This window comes from Mesorhizobium sp. M2A.F.Ca.ET.046.03.2.1 (assembly GCF_003952425.1).
GTDB lineage: Bacteria > Pseudomonadota > Alphaproteobacteria > Rhizobiales > Rhizobiaceae > Mesorhizobium.
Genome location: NZ_CP034449.1, coordinates 4,217,921 through 4,238,301, shown reverse-complemented (window position 1 = coordinate 4,238,301; position 20,381 = coordinate 4,217,921). Strand labels below are relative to the sequence as shown.

Below are 20,381 nucleotides of genomic sequence, written 5' to 3'. Positions count from 1 at the left end.
CGCAGACGGCCGCCTGATCGGCTTTCAGACTCCTCTTGGCGAACCGGCCCGAAGCGTTTATGTGTCGGGCCGCGTGGTCCCGTAGCTCAGTAGGATAGAGCGGCAGATTCCTAATCTGTAGGTCACAGGTTCGATTCCTGTCGGGATCACCATGAATTTCAATGGCTTGGCTCTGAAGTCGCCGTACTATTTTTGCTCGAAAAGTACGGCAAATTATGCAAACCTTTAAACTTTAGGCCGTGAGCGACCTTCCTACAGTTGTCGGTGAACGGCTGAAATGGGCCGAAGCCGGACCGTCAGGTCTCGCCTGTCGTTGCTTCAGTAGCCCTTCTGCAGTCGACCCGATTCCGGCAATAGCGATCTGCTTAGTCGAAGGCGGCGTTTGACGCTGTCGCGACGTCTCGGCCGACTTGGGTCATCAGTTCCGGTTCCGGAAGGACATTCTTGCGCCGCCACTTGCAGACATTTCTGGTCCTATTAAGGGGACCTTCAGGCTGAGGCCGAATCGACTCTCTCGGACCCGTTTTCACGCATCCATGAGGGCCTTTTGGTGTATTATTGCACTTTCATTCAGGAGGGGGAGGTGAACGTCGCCACCTGGCTTCGCGGTATCGGCCTGGGACAATACGAGAAGGCCTTTCGCGACAACGATGTTAGTGGAGAGGTTCTTGCCCACCTGAGGGCCGAGGATCTGGCGAGACTCGGCGTGACCTCGGTCGGACACCGGCGCAAGCTGCTCGATGCGATTGCCTCACTGGCCCCTGTTTCGAGGTCGCCGCCCGTTGGCGCATCCATATCGCTGAAGACGGCGCTGCCTTTTTCTGCCCCGACAGAGGCGGAGCGGCGGCAGCTCACGGTGATGTTCGTCGACCTCGTCGGATCGACCGAGCTAAGCCGACAGCTCGACCCCGAAGAACTGCGGGCGGTGATGCGGCGCTACCGAAGCGCGGTAACCGAAGAAGTGGACCGTTTGGGAGGGCACGTCGCCAAGTTCTTGGGCGATGGCATTCTTGCATATTTCGGCTGGCCGAAGGCACAGGAGGACGCGGCTGAACGGGCGGTCAAGGCTGCCCTTCGCATTGTGGCAGCAACCGGTGGAATCAAGACGCAAGAGGTTCCTCACCTTCGTGCACGCATCGGTATTGCCACAGGGTTGGTGGTCATCGGAAGCCTAGGGGAAGGGGAGGCAGAGCGCCCGGACGAGATCGTCGGGGAGACGCCGAACCTCGCAGCACGGCTGCAGCAGGCGGCAGGGCCGGACCAGGTTGTGATTTCCGAAACCACCCGGCACCTCGTCGGAGGGATTTTCGACCTGGAGGACCTGGGAAGGCAGCCGATCAAGGGGATCGGCCCCTCGGTAGCCCTCTGGCGGGTCCACGGCATCGGGCGCAGTGAAAGTCGGTTCGAGGGACTTCACGGCACGATACTCACGCCGTTCGTCGGCCGAGACCGCGAGATCGATCTGCTGCTCGAGCGCTGGGGGCGGGTCAGGCGAACGATGGGCCAGGTTGTCCTCGTAGCCGGGGAGCCCGGGATCGGAAAATCGAGACTGGTGCGCTTTTTCGTGGATCGACTGAGAGGGGACCGGCTCCAGGCAATCCATTTCGACGCCTCGCCGTACTACACGAACTCGGCGCTACGGCCCGTCATCTCGGAAATCCGGCGCTCTGCGGAGTTTGCAAACATTGACCCGGACAAAACACCGTTCAGGAAGCTCGAGCTTCTTCTCGGAAGGGCTTTGCCCGATACCACTGGCGCCATCCCTGTCATCGCCGATCTGCTCGGCGTTCGAACCGGCGAGCAGCATTCGTTACGTGATCTGACCCCTCAGCAGAGGAAGACCATAACTTTTGAAGTGCTGCTGAACTGGGTTGAGGGGCTCGCGACGCGGCATCCGCTGCTCATGGTCGTCGAAGATGCACAATGGCTCGACCCGACGACGCTGGAACTGGTCGATCGGATCAACAATCGGATCGCCCAATTGCCCCTGCTGCTGCTCATCACTTTTCGGCCGGAGTTCAAGCCGACCTGGAGCGGCGCACACGTTGACTGTATCGTGCTCGAACGGCTCGATCCGATTGAGGCGGCCGCAGTGGCCGAGGCCGTTGCAGGCAAGCGTCTTCCGCAGGAAGTCTTGAACGAGATCGTCGCGCACGCCGACGGCGTTCCGCTGTTCATCGAGGAATTGACCAAGGCGATGCGCGATCTCAACGTCCTTGTCGACGCAGGGGATCATTTCGACCTCTTGGGATCGCTGCCTGCAGTCACGGTTCCGGTGACACTTCAGGACGCGCTGATGGCTCGGCTCGACAGCCTGCCACCCTCCGCAAGGCATGCCGCGCAAGTCGGTGCCGTGATTGGGCGGGAGTTCGATCGTGCGCTGCTGGCGAGCGTCAGCGACATGCCTGCCGGTGAATTGGAGACGGCGCTCTCGGAACTGATCGGAGCCGAGCTAATCTTGAGCGGCGGCACCACGGCCAGCCCGGCAAATATCTTCAAGCACGCTCTCATTCAGGACGCCGCCTACGAATCGCTCCTCAAAAGGCGCCGCCGGGAACTGCACGGCGCGATTGCCGACGCGCTGGTCAACAGATTCAAGGACACGGCCACAGCTCATCCCGAACTCGTCGCCGGCCACTACGGCAGGTCCGGGCTCGTCGAGCAGGCAGTGCCATATTATCAGGCTGCGGCACGCACGGCGATCATGCGCTCGGCGACAATAGAAGCGTTGGGCCAGCTCAATAACGGTCTCTCGCTTCTCGAAACGCTGCCGGAAGGCTTGGAGCGCAACCGACTTGAACTCGGGCTCCGCCTTGCGCTCGGGGATGCGCTCCGGGCGGCTAAAGGCACGGCGGCGGTCGAAACGGGCACCGCTTATGCCCGCGCCAGATTCTTGGCAGGGCAAACGGGAGCGGAGCACGAGAACCTCCGTGCCTGCTATGGCGAGTTTCTCTGTTACTACAATCGCGCGGAGCTCGACCGCGCGCGCGAAGTCGAAAACGAGCTGATGCGCGCGGCGTCGCGCGCATACGGCGAGGGTGGCCCAATCGGAGCGGACGCAGCCGGATTCGTTGCCCTTTGGATGGGCGATTTTGCCACCGCACGCTCTTTCCTGGAACAGCGGGTCTCGACGAGAGCACCTGTCCTGGACCCTCTGCTCGGTGCGGATATCGCCGACGCCGGACCGAACCTCTACCTTGCCCGGACGCTGCTCATTCTGGGCTACCCCGAGCAGGGGTACCGCCGGTGTCGGCAGGGTCTGGAAACTGCGGAGAAAACGCGCCAGCCCTTCGCGATCGCGTTGGCTCTCGCCAACACGTGCGTCTACTACCACTTGTGCAAAGACTGGCTCGCCCTTCGGCGCGACAGCGAGCGCCTGATTGCTCTCGCGTCCGAAAAGGCCATGCCTGCAATGTTGAACAAGGGACGGGGCTTTCGAGCTGCCTCACTCATCGCTGAAGGAAATGCAACCGAAGGCCTCGAGACCCTCAAATCCTGCTACGAGCACGACGTGAACGCCGGTTACCTGGTGATGATGCCGTACTACGGGTCTATTCTGGCTGAGGCTTACCTTAGTAGTGGCAACGTTGAAGATGCGCGACGCGTGCTCGACGACGCGTTCGAGCGTGCGACTTCGACCGGCGAGCGTTGGTTTGATGCCGAGCTGTACCGACTGAAAGGGGAGTTTGCTTTGCGCGAGCCTGGTCGCGACGGCGACTTGGCGGCGGAATCTTTCGGCAAATCGGTAGAGACTGCTGGGGCGCAGGCCGCCAAATGGTGGGAGTTGCGAACTGCGACGCAACTCGCACGCCTGTGGGCGGAGCGAGGCGCCGGGGAGAAGGCCCACGATTTTCTGACACACGTTCGCGACTGGTTCACCGAGGGTTTTGAAACTGCCGACGTCAGAGAAGCCGAGGCCCTGCTCAGCGAGCTGGAGCGTGCTACGCTATTTGGCTCACCCTCGGCCCGGCGTGAATAGCCCTGGCCGTTTGTTGGTGGAAGGGGCAGCGCGTTCAACGGGCGCGGTCGCGCCAATTGCAGTCATTCCAGTCTTTCACGATCAGAAAAAAGCGAATTGCCCAGACTTGCTTCTGCGTGAGGCGGTCGCTTGGTGCCGACTTTTTCCGACGTTCCAAGCTACGCGCTCGCGCCTATCTAGCATCATCGAATTGAGAATGGCCCATGTGATTCTCCGCGGCCGGGATTGGCCGAAGTATTCGACTCACTTTTGTTGCGATGTGGCTCACCAGATGGTCCGCCTCCTCTGCAACGGCCGGAATGGTGCCTGATTTCCGCGTTACCGCAAAATCGAGGCCGGCGAAATAGAGCCCGGGAATGGTGCCTATACCGTCCTCGTGCTTCGGCTGGCCGGCCTCGTCGAGAGCCCCGGGAACCTTCACCCATGAAAAGTCGCCCGAGAATCCGGTGCACCAGATGATCGAGGAGATGCCGCTTGCGGCCAAGCCGATCGATCGGATCGGCGGGCTCGGCACGCTCGACGCAACCGTTTCGGCAGGATCATCCTCAGCCGGCGGCGCATCGATGCCGGCGCGCTCGATGTACTCGTCGATAACCCGCTTCGCGTAGGCCGAGGTTTCGTCTGCGAAGCGCATGTGGTCGTCGACGTCATCCCCGAAGGCCAGGCTGCCATTCACGATGCCATTGAAACGCCCGAGCAATACGACCCCTTGGGCGCTAAGCGACTGCAAGCTGATTGTGTGGGTCGCGCCGAGCAGCGGGCGCGCCGGAGGCCTGCCGCCGTTTTCCACGATGAGCTGACAGCGCGGCACGTCGGCAAAGCCGGAGATGGTGAGCCAGTTGAACGAGTCGCCACCCCTGTAGCGGCGCACTAGGCGGCCAGTGCGGCTGGTCGCCAGAAATACCCGACGTCCGGCTTGCACCAGATCCTCGGCGATCTGTCCACCCGATTGACCACTCCCGACGACGAGCACGGCGCCCTCAACAAGCTCGGCCGGGTTGCGGTAGGCTGAGGAATCGACCTGGCGAAAAATGGTCGGCAGGTCTGACCACCAGGGTGGCCGGACCTGGCGGCACTGGTTGCCCGTTGCAATCACGATCGAATGGGCCACAAGCGTCTCGCAATCAGTCGTGACCCGGTAGGTGCCGCTCTCGGAATCCAGCCGCTCGACCGCCACCCTGGTGCGCACCGGCAAGTGGTACCGGTCAACATAGCCTTCCAGATAGGCGACGAATTCGTGGTGCGTTATCGCGCCCCAGGGGTCCGGCCCGTCGTAGGAGTCGCCGGGCAGCATGGTGCGTAAATTCGTCGAGTTCAGACGGAAAGAGTCCCAGCGCTGAGTTCGCCACGTCTCGCCTATGCAGCCTCGCTCGAGAACCTGGTGCGTGCAGCCACGTTGTTGCAGGAAATAGCTGACGCCAAGCCCGGCCGAGCCAGCGCCTATGACGATCGCATCAAGAATCCCCCTCATGGTCCCCGCCAAAATCGTGCCGCCGACAACGACTGCATGTGAGGGCGAACGACACCAGGCTCACCCTGGAAATGCGGCAGCATACTGCAAACAGCTGTTTCCGGGAATTGCAAAGGACGAAAGCATCCCCGCCCCGAACCTCTGTCGACTATCGACTGCCATCTCTTCTAATCACGATATCGTCTTCCGCTGACAGTCACTCACGGGTGCGGTGCCAAGGGCTGATCCGAAGCGCAAGGCCGACGTTCGGCAGACCGGAGCGCTTCTGATCCTGTCGTGGCGGGAAAGCATCGGTTGGTCCAGGCTCACCGACGGAACAGTGACACTTATGGACTTGTCTGCACGCCGTGACTATCCTGATGCAGCAGTCACGATCGTTCTGGTGCCGGATGGCCAAGCAAAGCGCGCCGCGACGTCTCGCCGCGATAATGAGCGCGGACGTCGTGGGGTATTCGCGCCTGATGGGGCTCGACGAAGTGGGAACTCTCAAAGCGCTCAAGCAGCGGCGCAGCGAAGTCCTGGCACCTCTCATCGCCAAATACCATGGGCGTCTCGTAAAGGTAATGGGCGATGGGGTTCTGGTGGAGTTCGCAAGCGCGGTGAACGCCGCCCAATGCGCGCTTGATCTGCAGCACGAAACAGCAAAGGCGAATGGGCCACTGCCTGAGCCCAAGCGCATAACTTTGCGCATTGGGGTCAACCTCGGTGACGTCATCGTCGAGGGGAGTGATATCTATGGCGATGGTGTCAATGTTGCGGTGCGGCTCGAAACCGTCGCGGAGCCTGGCGAAGTGTGCATTTCCGCGAGCGTGTTCGACCAGGTAAAGCGCAAGCTCGACGCCACCTTTGACGATTTGGGAGAGCAAGCACTAAAGAATATTGCTGAACCCGTGCGCGTGTATCGTCTGCGGCCGCCGCCGGGCGGTCATATCGAAAGTGTCATCGAACCGACCCCGCCGAGGCTTCCCGCCAAGCCTTCTTTGGCGGTTCTTCCGTTCACCAACATGAGCGGCGATCGCGAGCAGGACGTCTTCGCGGATGGGCTGACTGAAGACCTAATCACCGACCTGTCTAGAAATGAGGGGTTGTTCGTCATCGCGCGACACTCCACGTTTGCTTACAAAGCCAAGGCGATAGACGTCCGCCAGATCGCCCGCGAGCTTGGCGTCCGTTATGTGTTGGAAGGCAGTGCGCGCCGCCTCGACGGACGCGTTCGGATTAACGTCCAGCTTATCGACGCGACCGGCGGCGATCACCTCTGGGCTGAGCGGTTCGACCGCAGCGTCGAAGACATATTCTCGGTGCAGGACGAGGTAACGGGCAAAATTGTCGAGGCCCTTGTCGGCCGACTTACCACTTTGCCTGCGCGCAGCCGCCCGAAAAATCTCGAGGCCTATGAACTCTGCTTGCGAGCGCGTCCACTCATCGCCCACCTTGCCGGATCCGCCGAAGCAATCCGCGAGTGCGAGATCCTGCTGAGAGAAGCGGTCACGATCGAGCCGGATTATGCTGAGGCCATGCGCTGGCTGGCCTTCACGCTTTGGTCGTATTGGGCTCACAGCATAGGCTCGCCGGAAACCAAGAGGCCGGAGTCGATCGAGTTTGCGCTTCGTTCCGTAGAACTCGACCCGAACGACGCTGGCAATCACTGGGTGGTTGGTTACCTGCAGGCCTATGAGCGTCGTTGGGCAGAGTCGGAAGCCGCTTTCGCCGCCGCTCTGGCGCTCGACCCCAACCACGCGGATACCCTTGTTATGAGTGCCGAAATGCTGATGTGGGACGGCCGTATCGTTGAGGCCAGGGACATGATCCTCAGAGCTTTTCGGCTTAATCCGCACCCAGCCGGCTGGTATTTCTGGATCTTGGGAATGGTCCATTACGCTGCCGGCCGATATGATGCGGCAATCGACACCCTGCGCAATGAGGCGACCTATCGCTCGGGATCAAGGAAGGTGCTTGCAGCCGCGCTTGCAATGGTGGACCGCGACCGCGAAGCTCGTCGAGAAGCGAACATCTTTATAGCCAATAACCCCCAGTTTTCCCTGGGACGGTGGGCTGCCTCCCAGCCGGCGCGCCATTTGGTCGTGGTCCAATACTTCGTCGAGGGGATGCGCAAGGCCGGGCTGCCTGACTGACAAGTGTGCCGGTCGGAAATACGCCAACGGCGGCTCTCGGCGAACCACGATTTCTAGCGAGGTCGCCGGTTATGTCCGCTTTGAGACATTGGCGAAGCTGACTTCAACGTCCGAACATGCTGCGCAAAGCTCTCATGACGTCTTGGGGCCGGAAGCGGAATGACGGCTTCCGGCCCCAAAACGACGATATCCGACATTCAAACTGCCAGGTCGTGAGCCCAAACGGTCATTGTTTCCACCCCCGCCCAATGGCAATTGACCTGCTCCTTTGAGGGCTGCGTCGCAATGTCATTCTGCGCAAATAAGCGTCCTTGGACACGGGTGCGCCGGCGTTTTGGATCAACAGGCGCAACAACGCAACGGCGCGTTGCCCAAGCATGGTCGGCTCGGCGCCGTAAAAGAGAATTCCCACCTCTGGATCGAGGCGGAACCGGCCGAACTGATAGAGGTCGCCCCTAGCGAACATTCGAGACTTTTAGCAAATTTTTGGCGACGGATTTCCGGCGTGGGCAGCCGATGTTGCACCAGTGCTTACAGGAGCAAATCGCTAGTCATAGGGTCACATGTGCGCCGATGCCGTCATTCGCATGCCCCGAAAAAGGGGCGTTATGCTGCGTGGTCATCCCATGGTCTTCCTCGTCACCGGCGAAAATAGCAGGCACGCGAGACTGGACGGTCCCTCCGGGGTTCGCCACCGGGCGGCATGTTCATCGGGTGCAGGACGAGACTTCTACGTGCTCGACGGCGAGTGCGAATGGCATGTCGGCGAGAGGATGGTCCGCGCAACGCCCGGAACCTATCTTTTCATCCCGCCGGAAGTGCCGCACAACATCACGACGTCAGCGAGAAACCGGCCTGCGTGCTAATGACCGTGTCCCGCTGGTCACGAGCATTATTTCGAAAATCTCGCCAAACTTGCGGCACAAGGTGCGCCGATCCAAAAGCACTCGCCCATCTGCGAAACCGCTACGACCGACCAGCTCTCGACGTTGACCACGCGCTTGTAGGCGATTTGTAGGCGCCGAGGCGGACTTGGCGAGCGGCGAGAACGTGCTGTCAGAAATGGCAACGATCAGCGTGTTTGCTGCCGTCCCTTCTTCTACCACGTTTTGACACCTTCCGTCGCGTAGAACCGAACGGGTACTGCGAACAAGACGTCACGTTGGGTGATCCGCGCGCCATGAATTGGCAGAAATATCAAAAATTTCTGACAATAGATCAGACGCTCAGCAGCACGAGTCCGATGGCCTTGGCACAGACAATTCAAAATTGCGTCGTCAGCACGGTCAGCCATTCGGGCGAGATGTCGACCAGCACCGTCTCCAGCCGCTTGTCGAAACCGGAAAGGATCGCTACGCCGGTCAGGATCAGCACCCCGCCGAGCGCGATCTTGAAGCCGCCGCCGGCTTCGGCGATGCGGCCGCGCCAGCGCAGCAAAGTCTCACGCGACAGCATGCCGAAGATCAGTAGCGGCACAGCAGCACCAATGCCGAACAGGACCATGGTTGCGGCAACCTGGCCGAGGTTCCGGCCCTGAGCGGCCAGGACGGAAGCCGCGCCGAGCGTCGGGCCGACGCAAGGGCTCCACACGGCGCCAAGCAGCAGGCCGACGCCGAACTGGCCCCAGAGGCCTATGGACGAAAACCGGCCAAAACGCTGGTCGACCCAGTTGCCAGCGGGACCGGCGGCAAGCGCCACCCGTGTTTGCAGGGCCGGCAAGACCAGCACTGCGCCGAGAACAAGCATCAGGACCGAGGCGGCGCTGCGAAAGACCGCATTGTCCAGTCCTATGGAAAACCCGATCGTGGCGACGAAAAGTCCGATCGCCGTGAAGGATATCGCCAGTCCGGCCGCCAGCGCGGCGGGTCCGTAGCGATGCTGGGCGACCGCAGCGCCCAGCACGACCGGGATCAGTGGCAGCACGCATGGCGACAGCGTCGACAACAGCCCTGCCAGAAACGAAAAACCGAAACCGAGCAGCATCGCGCTCAGCCTGTGCTGTCGAGCAACCGCTTGATGGCGTCCGCTCTGGTGACGGCGACGAGCCGGCCGACCTCCTTTTTGCCCTTGAAGGTGATCAGCGTGCTCTGCATCTGGGCGCCGAAGGCACGCACGACATCCTTCTGCGTATCGAAATCGACCTCGAATACGATTATGTCCGCGTGTTCGGCCGACGGCAGCAGCTTGGCCAGGACCTGCTTCTGCGCCTTGCAGATCGGGCACCACGATGCACGGATATCGACCAGGATCGGCCTGCCCGCCTTCTGGGCGTCCTCGAACGCCTGCTGTGTATAGGGCATGCGGTCGCCAGCTGTCGCCGCCAAGGCGCAGGCGAAGCTTGATAAGGCAGTCAGGGCGATGAGAAACAAACGGCGGTCGAGCATTTTCATACTCCTGGTGCGTGGCGGACGGCGGAGGCCGGCAGACGGCCACGTTTCGTTCTTCGTGCCGCTAAGGGTAATCGTTACAGGCTCACGGCAACGTTACCGATGCGCCATGCGCTTGCAGCGCCCCTGTGGAGATCACTGGCCAATCTTGCTCAGTTCATGGCGATCCGATTGTTCGACATCGCAGGCTGCGGCGGCTTCCGCGCCCCTGCGAATGTTCACAGAAGGGAACACCGGCTCGACAGGCGCCAACCCGCTTAAATGAATGGATTTATGGAAATCGCGCGAGCATACTGCGCCTAGTGGTGGAAGATATTCGAGCCGCGCTATCTTACCTGCAGGCTATGGTTCCTTTTGCAATGCTTGGTGGCGCTGGCAACTCGGCCGGAAACGATGACGGAAAGGCAGACCTAACCTACAAATCGCTATGAGTTTTTGATGCCGCGGTGTGCCCATCATATGTCCGCCTGTCGAATAGGGAGGAAACAATGGACGAAGACACGCATTCCAAATCACGGCGAAGCTTTCTAAAGACCGGCGGGCTCGTCGCCGGGCTCTCGGCGACGGCGGTTGCGGCGCCCTGGGTTCAAAGAGCCGGGGCGGCGGATACGATCACCTGGAAAGTGCAGACATCGTGGCCAGCTGGCGTCGGACTTGAGACCTTCCAGACCTGGTGCGGGACCATCAAGGACAAGACGGGAGGCCAGCTCGCCTTCCAGCCCTTCAAGGCTAAAGACATCGTTGGCGATTTCGAGCTCTTCGACGGCGTGAAGAACGGCGTCCTCGAGGCCATGAACTCGTTCTCGCTCTACTGGGCTGGCAAGCTCCCGGCTACGGCCTTTCTTTCATCTTACACGATGGGGCTGCGCTATCCCCATGAGTGGGACATCTTTTTCTATTCCAAGGGCGGCCTGCAGGCTGCGCGCGACCTTTATGCCGCCCAGGGCCTTTATTACGTCAATCGCATCCATCATGGCCCCAACATCATCCACTCGAAGACGCCGATCCGTTCGATCGAGGACTTCCGCGACCTGAAGCTGCGCGTGCCCGGCGGCATGATCGCCGAGACGTTCGCCAAGGCTGGCGCCAAAACAACGCTGCTGCCGGGCGGCGAGGTCTTCTCCGCGCTGGAGAAAGGCACGATCGATGCCGCCGACTACACTGGGCCAGCGGTCAATTGGGCGCTGGGATTCCAGCAGGTGACCAAGTACATTTCGATGGGGCCACCCGGACTTATGTCGGTTTACCAGCCTGTCGACCTCATGGACTTTGCCGTCAACATGAATGTCTGGAACCAGCTTCCGGACAATCTGAAGAAGTTCGTGGAAGACGAAATCCAGGTCTATTCGAACACGCATTTCGGCGCGATCCAGAAGGCCGATATGGAAGCCTGGCAGAAATTCATCGATGCCGGCATAGAAATCAACCGGCTCGGCCCGGACGATCTGCAGAAATTCCAGGAGATAGCGGTGCCGATCTGGTTTGAATGGGCCAACAAAGACAAAGACGCAGCCCGCATCTTCAAGCTGCAGCTCGAGGTGATGGAAAACCCGACCGTCGGCTACGTCACGCCGGACATGTACAAGGGGCTGACGATCAACCTCTGAGGCCCTCCGTGCCCGTCCTGGCCGGGACGGGCGCTCTTCCATCAATGGGCGTTCGCCAATGCCTTCACTCACCTTTGTGCTGCCGCACTGGCTCTACTGGTCGAGCCTCGTGCTTTTTCCGCTTGCTGCGGTCTTCCTTGTCTATCGTGAGCGGAGCAGACCGGATGCCGGCCGGGCTAACCTCTTCCTCGCCTATTTCTTCCTGATCACCGCCGGATTTCTCGGCATGCACCGCTTCTATCTGAAAAGCCGCTGGGGGTTCTTGTTCATCCCGTTCTTCATCGCGGTGATCTGGACGAGCGCTCAGGTGCGCGACGAACGCGAGGCAGTGTCGCTGTCGCGGTCCGAAGCCGAGCATGCCGAAAGGGTGTTGACGCATGCCAGGGCAGATGTTGCGTCACGCAAGGACGGTGCCGCCGATCGCCTTGCGAAGGCAGAGGCGGATGCGGCGGCCGCGCACGGCAATCACACTGCCAGCCTCGAGACGCTCGCTCGCTCCAACAGCCTCGCCCGAATCGCCGGAATACTCCTCGGTCTGGTGCTTGTCGGCGACGCTTTTCTGATGCCCGGCCTTGTGCGTCGCGCCCGCAGGCGTGAAGCGCGGCCCGATACACCCGACCTGCATCCGATTGTGACCGATGTGCCCGTCACGCCTATCAAGCGACCGCTGGCCCTGTTCCGGCCCGTCGACCGGCTGGTAAGGGTGACGGGCGAACTCGTTGCCTACTGGGCCGTGCTCGCGGTGATTGCCTATTACTACGAAGTGGTGGCTCGGTATGTCTTCAACTCACCGACCAACTGGGTGCATGAAAGCATGTTCCTCATGTTTGGCATGCAGTATATGCTGGCCGGGGCCTATGCCTATCGCGACGAAACTCATGTCAGAGTTGACATCGTTTATAGCCACCTTTCGGAACGTGGCCGCGCGATCTGCGATATCATCACCTCTGCATTCTTTTTCCTGTTCACGGGAACCATGCTTGTTACCGGCTGGCGTTTTGCCAGCGATTCGATGGCAGTTGGCGAGCGCTCGTTCACCGAGTGGGGCATCCAATACTGGCCGGTAAAGCTCGCGATCCCCATCGGGGCAGCACTTCTGCTGCTTCAGGGGTTGTCACGGCTACTGCGCGATATCGTCACTGCAACCAAAAGGTTCAATTGATCCATGGGTCTCGAACTCCCGATCCTGTGGCTCAGCATATTGATGTTCGGAGGCCTGGGCGTACTTCTGCTGCTTGGGCTGCCGATGGCCTTCTGCACCGGCAGCCTTGCCGTGCTCTTCCTCTTTCTGTTCGGCAACTCTGCCATGCTGAACATGCTGCCGTCGCGGGTCTTCCCGTTCATGACGGATTATCAGCTGTCGGCAGTGCCGCTTTTCATCTTCATGGCGGCGATTCTTGAGAAGGCAGGCATCATCGAGGAGTTGTTCGACGTCGTCTACAAATGGCTGGGTGGGCTGAAAGGTGGACTGGCCTCGGCGACGGTCATCTCCTGCACTCTGCTGGCCGCCATGGTTGGCGTGGTCGGGGCGACGGAAGTGACCATGGGGATGATTGCTCTTCCAGCGATGCTGCGCCGCAACTATGATGCCAAGCTTGCTTGTGGCTCGCTCCTTGCTGGCGGAACGCTTGGTATCCTCATTCCCCCTTCCGTCATGGCGATCGTCTACGCCGTCGTCGCGCAGCAATCGCTGGGCGAGTTGCTGATCGGCTCAGTCTTTCCCGGGCTGCTGCTGTCGGGGATGTATGTCGCATACGTGACGGCTCGCTGCTATATCAACCCGAAGCTCGGGCCAGCGTTGCCCCCCCACGAGCGCATCGCGTTTGTTGAAAAGCTCAAACTTTTGCGCCGCACGTTGATGCCGATCCTTCTGATCCTGCTTGTGCTCGGGGTCATTTTCATGGGCATCGCCACGCCTGTCGAGGCCGCCGGCATCGGCACGTTTGGCGCTTTCATCGTTTGTTCCGCGCATCGTCGCCTGACCTGGGGGACGATACGGGAAGCCAGCTTAGCGACCCTGAAGGCGACGGCGATGGTCATGTGGATATTTTTCGGCGCCACCATGTTCGTCGGCTTCTTCATCCTGAAGGGCGGGCAGAACTTCGTCGCCGATTCCATTCTTGGAACGGGTCTCGCTCCCTACGGCGTTCTTGTTCTGATGATGGTGATCCTATTCGTCCTGGGCATGTTTCTGGACTGGGTGGGAATCCTGCTTCTGACCGTACCGATCTTTCTGCCCATCCTTAGGTCGCTTCAGTTCGGCGGCGCGTTCGGGTTCGCCGGCGTGGCTGCCGAAGACGTTCCGCTTTGGTATGGCGTGATATTCATGGTCAACATGCAGATGGCTTTCCTGAGCCCGCCGTTCGGTTATTCGCTGTTTTATCTGAAGAGTGTTGCCCCGCCGGAGATATCAATGGCGACAATCTTCCGATCCGCCGTCCCGTTCCTGTGTCTGCAAGCGATCGGAGTGGGCTTGTGCATCGTGTTCCCTTCGATCGTCGTGTGGCTGCCGAAGGTCATGTACGGGGGCAATTGAAACCCCACCTGAAAATCCTTCTCCGCCGGCACGCGTTCGGCGCGTTCTTGTTTGCTGTCGGCCACTTCCCCAGTCAGCACCGGCGAATTTATTCCAGAAAAGCCCGTCGCAGCTATGAGCCTAGGCGACGGGCTTCCTGCGATTGGAAGCGGCTACACCCAGAGGGATCGACCGCTCACTCCTAAATTGCCAAGCCGCGAATCCGTTCCAAAAGAGGCGCGGTATTTTCTTCGCCTCCGAATCCATTTTGTGACATAATCCACACAAGCCGCGCTGAGGGCGGCGGCCATGTCAGTGTCGCGGTGCAGTGGATTCTACTGGCCTGCTGATCTGGATATGCTCCAGCGGGTGTTTAACCGCGTGTGCGACGAGCGCCACCTAGCAATGGAAGATCGTGAACAGCGGGAATGCTTGGCTAGGGAACTGTTCCAACTTTTCGATGACGGCACCACCGACGAAGCTGACCTGTTGCGCATTTTTCCATGTTGAGCCAGCTAGGTTCGGTGCTGCACCGCCGTTACATCGTTACCCAATGATCCGGTCGGCGGAAATCGAATGATCCTGTGCGGGATATTTGGCGCCGTGATTTTGGTCCGGTCGATCTCAACCTGCTGCGCGTCCGCGATGCGATGACGCTGGAGCTGAGTACCGTGCCGGGAACGGGTCGGCCTGTCGCAGCCTGCGGTCATCTCGGTGCACATCACTGTTCCGCATTTCCATGCCGTTTCGCTTGTCATGTCGACCAGCGACCTCCTCGGCAGCATCCCGGTTCACTTTGCGCGGCTGGTGGCCGACCATCTCTACCTAGATGTTTTCATGCCGCCCATGGAATCGCCGACAATGGACGTCACAATTTACTGGCACCGCCGATTGGACCGCGACGCCGGCAACGTTGGCTGCGCGCGCAGCTCGTGGCGGTCGCTTCGTTCGAATCGTGGCAGCATGGCTATCTTGGCCAGCTCTAATCGGCCGGGCGTCCGGCATCAAGGAATAGCTCCATGCGGGTGAGACGCTGGATTCCCGGAATTGTCGTCGCAGCGGCCGTGGTTGGCGGCACAGCCTGGTATCTGCTGCGGGCGACGCCTGTCTCAATCGTGACGCCCTGGCGCGGCGACGCCGCTGAGATCGTGTATGCGAGCGGCTCGGTCGAGCCGCATACGTGGGCCAAGGTGGCTCCGGTTGTGCGCGAGAGGATCGTTGAACAATGTAATTGCGAAGGAGCAAGGGTCGCGCAAGGCGACGTGCTCGCCAGGCTCGACGACAGCGAGGTCCGCGCAGCGCTTGGAGAGCTTGAAGCAAGGCGGGCTCTTGCAGGGCAGGAGTTCCAACGCCAAAGCGTCCTCGCCGACAAGAATGCGACGAGCCAGCAGGCTCTCGATCGCGCGCAGAGCGAGTTGTCCCAGATCGAGGCGCTCGTCGCTGGGCAGAAGGCGCGCCTCGAGACCTATGTTATACGCGCCCCTACCCCTGGCGTCGTGCTGAGGCAAGACGGCAAGGTGGGAGAGATTGCCGAACTGGGCACAGTGTTATTCTGGGTAGGCGAGCAGAAGCCGCTGCTCGTGATCGCCGAGGTCAACGAAGAGGACATCCCGCGGGTCGAGGTCGGGCAGCGCACGCTGCTCAGGGCCGATGCCTTTCCCGGACAGATCCTTGAGGCCGTTGTCAATCGCATCACACCGAAAGGCGATCCGGTGACGAAGACCTATCGCGTCTATTTCCGGCTGCCGGACAATACGCCGCTCAGGATTGGCATGTCGACCGACGTCAACATCGTCATTCGCGTCGCGAAGAATGCCCTGCTGGTTCCGTCGGTGGCGATCGAAGGCAATAATATCGTCGTGGTCGAGGGCGAGACGGCGCGGCTGCGCGAAATCCACACCGGCATTCGCGGCAACAACGGCGTCGAGGTCCTCTCGGGCATCGACGCACTGGCACAGGTCATCTCGCCCTACCCGGCTGAGCTGGCAGACGGCGCGCGCGTGACGGTCGCGGCAGCGCAGAGGTGAGGTCCGATGCGACTTATTCTCGACATCGCCATCACGCACATCGCCGGCCGAGGCCGGCAGACGCTTGTTGCCGTGCTCGGCGTCGCCGTCGGCGTCGGATTCTCAATCGCCATGGCAGCGCTGATGCAGGGCGGACAGGATGATTTCGTTCGGCAACTCGTCGACACAATGCCCCATGTCGACATCACCGATGATCAGCGCACGGCTCGCCGCCAGCCCGCCGAAGACGTCTTCAACGCGGTGGCCATTTCGGGGCTTCGTCCGCGCGACGACCGCCGCGGTATCATCAATCCGACAGCCGCGACCGCATGGCTGGCGAGTTGGATCCCTGGACGGTTCGCAGTGAGTCTCAAGACGCAGGGCGTGATCCGCTATTCCAGCCGCGAGGTTGGCGCGACCATCATCGGCATCGACCCCGGACGCGAGCCGGGCGTGTCGCCGATCATGGAGGATTTCGTTAAGGGCAGCTTCAACGCCCTCGCGGCGGGCGGCAACAACGTGCTCATCGGCGACACGATGGCAAAGCGGCTGGGCACGGGGTTCGGCGACACGATAACGGTTGTTTCCTCGGAAGGGCTGACGCGCAACTTCAAGATCGTCGGCCTTTTTCACACTGGCACCACCGCCCGCGACGAAGGCGAGGTGTATGTGCTGTTGAAGAACGCGCAGATTCTTTCGGAGCGACCGAACGCCATCAACGAGATCCGCATCAAGCTAAACGATCCGAACCGCGCTCCGGCGGTAGCGCATCGCGCCGAGGCCGAGCTAGGCTACAAGGCGGTGGCCTGGCAGGAGGCAAACGAATCCATTCTCCAGGCCCTCGTCATCCGCAACATCATCATGTACACCGTCGTCGGAGCGATCATGCTCGTCGCCGGCTTCGGCATCTACAACATCATTTCCACCATCACGCATGAGAAGGCGCGCGACATCGCCATCATGAAGTCGCTCGGGTTCCCGGCAACCGACATGCGCCGGCTGTTCTTGCTCGAAGGCGTGGCGATCGGCAGCGCCGGCTCCGCGCTCGGCTGGCTGCTTGGCTTCTCCATGGTGTACGGCCTCTCCCTAGTGCGGTTCGAGATCGCCGCGACCGGGCAGGAGATGACGCATCTGCCGATCGCCTGGAGCGTGCTGCACTACATCATCGCGTCTGCCTTCGCGATCGGCTCGGCCGCGGTGGCCGGGTATTTACCGGCGCGCCGCGCGGCGCAGCAGAACCCGGTCGATATTATCAGGGGCGCGTCATGAGCATGCTCATCAAGACCGAGAGTCTTACGCGCGTGCTGCCGGAGACCATTCCCGTCACCCTGGTGAAGGACGTCACGGTGTCGATCGAGGAGAGGGAGTTCGTCGCCATCACCGGGCCCTCGGGCTCGGGCAAATCATCACTGCTTTATCTGCTCGGACTGCTTGACCGTCCGACTGGCGGAAGGCTCACCATCGGCGGGCGTGATACCGATCCGATGGACGAGCGGGAACGCGCGGCAACGCGGCTGTCGATGCTTGGCTTCGTGTTCCAGTTCCACTTTCTACTGCCAGAATTCACCGCGCGCGAGAATGTCGAGATACCGATGCGCAAGCTCGGCCGGCTTGCGCCGTCAGCCATGCATGAGCGGTCCGGCGAATTGCTGGCATCGCTGGGGCTTGGCGAGCATCTCGACAAACGGCCGGACCAGCTCTCGGGAGGTCAGCGCCAGCGTGTGGCCGTGGCCCGTTCGCTTGCCAATGATCCGCCCCTGATCCTGGCGGACGAGCCTACCGGAAGTCTCGATTCGAAGAGTTCGGAACAGGTCTTCGCGATCTTGGAGAATTTGGTGCGCGAGCGCGGGAAAACGGTCGTTGCGGTGACGCATGACCTGGAGATGGCAGGGCGCATGGACCGCCGGATCCAAATGGTGGATGGCAAGATAGAATGAAGGCCTTGCTGTTAGACTGGGGCTTTGGCCGGATTGCTGAAAGCATCAAGTCTAACCGCAGACCATCCATTGTGCATGGCCGGAACGTGATGGTCCATCAGAACTGCTGCAGCAGCGACACGAAGCAAATCCATCGCCGCGTGGCACCAAACGGCTCCTACCGATTCTGCCGAGCTGATTTCGTGCCAAATTGGTGGGCTTGCCCGGCGATCAGGCCCATCCGTCGGATCAGCCACGGCATCGTCAGACCTTGAATGAATACCGAGAATGCGACTACGGCAAATGCCGTGACGATGATCACGCCGCGCTCGGCGATGGTCTGAGGTAGGGCAAGAGCCAATGCCAGTGCCAGCGAGCCTCGCAGACCTCCCCAGACCAGTATGTGCTGATATTTGAGGTCGACCTTCAAGGAAGTCCCGTTGAGCAGGACGCAAAGCGGATAAATCGCCAGCACCCTGCCGAGCAGCACGAGCACCACGGCAATCGCCGATGTTCCAGCAAAGAGTCCGAGCGGCTGGTGCGCTTCATGGCCGCCGATCAGAATGAACACGATGGAGTTGGCAAGGAAGGCCGCATATCCCCAAAACGCGAGTACATGGCTCCGTGCATTGGTCGATATTGCCCCCTGCCAGCCAACGTTTCCGACCAGCAAACCGGCGGTGAGCGTTGCGAGAACGCCCGACATGCCGAACTTCTCCGCGATCAGGAATGAGCCGTAAGCGGCAATCGTTGTCAGCGTGATTTCCACCAGGTGATCTTCGGTTCGTCCCGCTATGAAAAGCAGCACACCTGCCACGGCTGCACCGACGGCAACGCCGCCCGCAACCGTCCACGCAAACGAATAGCCTATTGCAAGAGGCGTGGCGCTGCCGCCTGCGGCGATCGCGACCAGGATCGCGAAGCCGACCGCCGCTGCGCCATCGTTGAGTAGACTTTCGGATTCGACCAGAAGCCCCAGACGAGGTTGCACCTTCATCTCCTTGAAGGCAGCCAGAACGGACACCGGGTCAGTGGCAGCGATCAGCACACCGAACAGGCTCGCGCCGATCCAGCTCCAACCAAGCAGCAGATGCATGCCGGCGGCTACCGCGGCAGCGGCGACCGCGACACCGGGAAAGGCAAGCAACGTTGTCACCGGCAGGTTTATCCGAAAGTGACGCCACTCTATTTCCAACGCTGCCTGAAAAATCAGCGGAGGAAGGAATACCGTGAATATCAGATCCCGGCTGAGAGGAAGTTCAACCCCGCCTGGTAGGAAACTGAGCGCAATACCAGCCGCAACCAGCCCCACGCTGTACGGGAGCCGGAGGCGCCTTGAGATCATGGCGACCAGCGAGGCGGTAAGCAGAATCATTCCCAAGGTGGGGATCGAGAGCTCGTCCATTGCGTCTCCGGGTCAATCAGCGACGGCCTGACCGTTGGCCTCTTCGTGAAATGCGGTGGCATCCGCAGACAGCAAATTTCGAGAGGCTCAGTTTGGATGGCCGCGTGCGTGGGACCATTCGATTTTTCTATAACGCCGAACGTGACCGGATGGGGCTCGGCCACAAGCCTCAGAATGCCTATCGCATCGCAGTGATAGCGAGGCCTAAAGTTCAGATCAAGGTGATCAGAAGTGGCCCCAATTCGGCGGTTCGAACAGCCAGGTGGCCAGGATAATCGCAACGATCCCTGTTAATACGATGAAGAGCACGATTTTCGGGAGCTGGTCATTCTAGCTGGAAGTAACATCTGCGGCCAAAAGGACAATTCAATGGACGTTAGCGCCTGCCCGGCTGCCAACCATCGGGAGATGCCAAAGCAGCCGGGCCAAAGGCTGAAAAGGCAGGGTAGATTAAGGCCATCCCAGCGACAAAAGGATCAAGACGATACCGAACGTCGCGACGTTCCATACAAGGGAGCGCAACAAGAAAATCCCCCACGCGTAGAATGCGACATATATGACCCGACCCCAAAAATAGAGCTGCACACCCCATTCGGTCATCCAGCCGTGCGTGCCCGCAACATGGGCTATCAGGACGGCTGCAACAAACAGCGGAAACGTTTCGACGAAATTCTGCAGCGCCCTCGCCAGGCGACCTGCTACTCCGGTCAACGCGGGCACAGGCTCGTCTCGAGAGCTCGCCGTCCAGACATAACCGCGTTGCAGGCTTGAAGCGTGGGAGGCAAGTACGATTTGCAGCAGTCCCAGCACGATGCTGAGGGCGAGCATCTTGAGTTCAAGTGTCATTGCTTTCTTGTGCCGCGGCAGACCTTTGATCCAGCTCCGCGGCGTCTCTTAACACAGATGATTGCCCGCGCAATCGAGAACAAAATCTGCCCCAAGAGCGAGGTCAACGATTAA

Annotated in this window: 15 protein-coding genes and 1 tRNA gene; 10 read left to right on the top strand and 6 right to left on the bottom strand. The window is 60.6% G+C overall.

Features of this window, described 5'->3' with window-relative positions:
- The first annotated feature begins 75 nt into the window (after positions 1 to 75).
- Both EJ072_RS20205 and EJ072_RS20200 read left to right on the top strand, forming a co-directional pair.
- Positions 76 to 152: transfer RNA gene (locus EJ072_RS20205), tRNA-Arg, on the top strand.
- A 431-nt stretch (positions 153 to 583) separates the two neighbouring features.
- The gene (locus EJ072_RS20200; RefSeq protein WP_126080984.1) at positions 584 to 3,979 is read left to right on the top strand and encodes an adenylate/guanylate cyclase domain-containing protein; all 3,396 of its coding nucleotides are present in this window, start codon (positions 584 to 586) and stop codon (positions 3,977 to 3,979) included.
- 172 nt (positions 3,980 to 4,151) lie between these two features.
- Here EJ072_RS20200 and EJ072_RS20195 read toward each other — a convergent pair whose 3' ends face one another.
- Positions 4,152 to 5,450 (bottom strand): NAD(P)/FAD-dependent oxidoreductase, encoded by a 1,299-nt coding sequence (locus tag EJ072_RS20195; RefSeq protein WP_126083694.1) that lies wholly within the window; start codon positions 5,448 to 5,450, stop codon positions 4,152 to 4,154.
- A gap of 389 nt (positions 5,451 to 5,839) precedes the next feature.
- On the opposite strand from EJ072_RS20195, the gene EJ072_RS20190 reads away from it, so the two are divergent.
- Together EJ072_RS20190 and EJ072_RS37340 are read left to right on the top strand one after the other, a co-directional pair.
- Positions 5,840 to 7,585 (top strand): adenylate/guanylate cyclase domain-containing protein, encoded by a 1,746-nt coding sequence (locus EJ072_RS20190; RefSeq protein ID WP_126083693.1) that lies wholly within the window; start codon positions 5,840 to 5,842, stop codon positions 7,583 to 7,585.
- 563 nt (positions 7,586 to 8,148) lie between these two features.
- A complete protein-coding gene (locus EJ072_RS37340; protein ID WP_348639269.1) occupies positions 8,149 to 8,451 on the top strand; it encodes a cupin domain-containing protein in 303 nt (100 codons plus the stop codon).
- 397 nt (positions 8,452 to 8,848) lie between these two features.
- Here EJ072_RS37340 and EJ072_RS20175 read toward each other — a convergent pair whose 3' ends face one another.
- Together EJ072_RS20175 and EJ072_RS20170 are read right to left on the bottom strand one after the other, a co-directional pair.
- Positions 8,849 to 9,568, bottom strand: coding sequence for a cytochrome c biogenesis CcdA family protein (locus tag EJ072_RS20175; RefSeq protein ID WP_126080982.1), 720 nt, complete (start codon positions 9,566 to 9,568; stop codon positions 8,849 to 8,851).
- 5 nt (positions 9,569 to 9,573) lie between these two features.
- A complete protein-coding gene (locus EJ072_RS20170) occupies positions 9,574 to 9,969 on the bottom strand; it encodes a thioredoxin family protein (protein ID WP_126080981.1) in 396 nt (131 codons plus the stop codon).
- Positions 9,970 to 10,460: 491 nt separating this feature from the next.
- Between EJ072_RS20170 and dctP the strand changes: the two genes are divergently transcribed.
- The 3 genes from dctP to EJ072_RS20155 are packed head-to-tail and all read left to right on the top strand — an operon-like array spanning position 10,461 to position 14,115.
- The gene (gene dctP, locus EJ072_RS20165; protein ID WP_126080980.1) at positions 10,461 to 11,579 is read left to right on the top strand and encodes a TRAP transporter substrate-binding protein DctP; all 1,119 of its coding nucleotides are present in this window, start codon (positions 10,461 to 10,463) and stop codon (positions 11,577 to 11,579) included.
- 58 nt (positions 11,580 to 11,637) lie between these two features.
- Positions 11,638 to 12,741: a TRAP transporter small permease subunit gene (locus EJ072_RS20160; RefSeq protein ID WP_126080979.1), complete on the top strand. Its 1,104-nt coding sequence runs from the start codon at positions 11,638 to 11,640 to the stop codon at positions 12,739 to 12,741.
- A gap of 3 nt (positions 12,742 to 12,744) precedes the next feature.
- Positions 12,745 to 14,115, top strand: coding sequence for a TRAP transporter large permease subunit (locus tag EJ072_RS20155; RefSeq protein ID WP_126080978.1), 1,371 nt, complete (start codon positions 12,745 to 12,747; stop codon positions 14,113 to 14,115).
- A 494-nt stretch (positions 14,116 to 14,609) separates the two neighbouring features.
- On the opposite strand, the gene EJ072_RS20145 is transcribed toward EJ072_RS20155, so the two are convergent.
- A complete protein-coding gene (locus tag EJ072_RS20145) occupies positions 14,610 to 14,852 on the bottom strand; it encodes a hypothetical protein (protein ID WP_126080977.1) in 243 nt (80 codons plus the stop codon).
- Positions 14,853 to 15,113: 261 nt separating this feature from the next.
- On the opposite strand from EJ072_RS20145, the gene EJ072_RS20140 reads away from it, so the two are divergent.
- Genes EJ072_RS20140 through EJ072_RS20130 form a run of 3 tightly spaced genes read left to right on the top strand, consistent with a single transcriptional unit; the run spans position 15,114 to position 18,037 of the window.
- Positions 15,114 to 16,121, top strand: a complete 1,008-nt coding sequence (locus EJ072_RS20140) for an efflux RND transporter periplasmic adaptor subunit (protein ID WP_126080976.1) — start codon at positions 15,114 to 15,116, stop codon at positions 16,119 to 16,121.
- A gap of 6 nt (positions 16,122 to 16,127) precedes the next feature.
- Positions 16,128 to 17,369 (top strand): ABC transporter permease, encoded by a 1,242-nt coding sequence (locus EJ072_RS20135; protein ID WP_126080975.1) that lies wholly within the window; start codon positions 16,128 to 16,130, stop codon positions 17,367 to 17,369.
- Positions 17,366 to 18,037 carry an ABC transporter ATP-binding protein gene (locus tag EJ072_RS20130; RefSeq protein ID WP_126080974.1) on the top strand — a complete coding sequence of 224 codons (672 nt, stop codon included), beginning with the start codon at positions 17,366 to 17,368 and terminating at the stop codon, positions 18,035 to 18,037. Before EJ072_RS20135 ends, EJ072_RS20130 begins: the two co-directional genes overlap by 4 nt.
- 157 nt (positions 18,038 to 18,194) lie before the next feature.
- Here EJ072_RS20130 and EJ072_RS20125 read toward each other — a convergent pair whose 3' ends face one another.
- Positions 18,195 to 19,421 (bottom strand): cation:proton antiporter, encoded by a 1,227-nt coding sequence (locus tag EJ072_RS20125; protein WP_126080973.1) that lies wholly within the window; start codon positions 19,419 to 19,421, stop codon positions 18,195 to 18,197.
- 450 nt (positions 19,422 to 19,871) lie between these two features.
- Positions 19,872 to 20,267 (bottom strand): MAPEG family protein, encoded by a 396-nt coding sequence (locus tag EJ072_RS20120; RefSeq protein ID WP_126080972.1) that lies wholly within the window; start codon positions 20,265 to 20,267, stop codon positions 19,872 to 19,874.
- Positions 20,268 to 20,381 lie beyond the last annotated feature (114 nt).

Excerpts from the sequence above, each read along its gene's own strand:
- EJ072_RS20195 (WP_126083694.1), bottom strand. The coding sequence starts at position 5,450 with ATGAGGGGGATTCTTGATGCGATCGTCATAGGCGCTGGCTCGGCCGGG.
- EJ072_RS20190 (WP_126083693.1), top strand. The coding sequence starts at position 5,840 with ATGGCCAAGCAAAGCGCGCCGCGACGTCTCGCCGCGATAATGAGCGCG.
- EJ072_RS37340 (WP_348639269.1), top strand. The coding sequence starts at position 8,149 with ATGTGCGCCGATGCCGTCATTCGCATGCCCCGAAAAAGGGGCGTTATG.
- EJ072_RS20175 (WP_126080982.1), bottom strand. The coding sequence starts at position 9,568 with ATGCTGCTCGGTTTCGGTTTTTCGTTTCTGGCAGGGCTGTTGTCGACG.
- EJ072_RS20170 (WP_126080981.1), bottom strand. The coding sequence starts at position 9,969 with ATGCTCGACCGCCGTTTGTTTCTCATCGCCCTGACTGCCTTATCAAGC.
- dctP (WP_126080980.1), top strand. The coding sequence starts at position 10,461 with ATGGACGAAGACACGCATTCCAAATCACGGCGAAGCTTTCTAAAGACC.
- EJ072_RS20160 (WP_126080979.1), top strand. The coding sequence starts at position 11,638 with ATGCCTTCACTCACCTTTGTGCTGCCGCACTGGCTCTACTGGTCGAGC.
- EJ072_RS20155 (WP_126080978.1), top strand. The coding sequence starts at position 12,745 with ATGGGTCTCGAACTCCCGATCCTGTGGCTCAGCATATTGATGTTCGGA.
- EJ072_RS20145 (WP_126080977.1), bottom strand. The coding sequence starts at position 14,852 with ATGACAAGCGAAACGGCATGGAAATGCGGAACAGTGATGTGCACCGAG.
- EJ072_RS20140 (WP_126080976.1), top strand. The coding sequence starts at position 15,114 with ATGCGGGTGAGACGCTGGATTCCCGGAATTGTCGTCGCAGCGGCCGTG.
- EJ072_RS20135 (WP_126080975.1), top strand. The coding sequence starts at position 16,128 with ATGCGACTTATTCTCGACATCGCCATCACGCACATCGCCGGCCGAGGC.
- EJ072_RS20130 (WP_126080974.1), top strand. The coding sequence starts at position 17,366 with ATGAGCATGCTCATCAAGACCGAGAGTCTTACGCGCGTGCTGCCGGAG.
- EJ072_RS20125 (WP_126080973.1), bottom strand. The coding sequence starts at position 19,421 with ATGGACGAGCTCTCGATCCCCACCTTGGGAATGATTCTGCTTACCGCC.
- EJ072_RS20120 (WP_126080972.1), bottom strand. The coding sequence starts at position 20,267 with ATGACACTTGAACTCAAGATGCTCGCCCTCAGCATCGTGCTGGGACTG.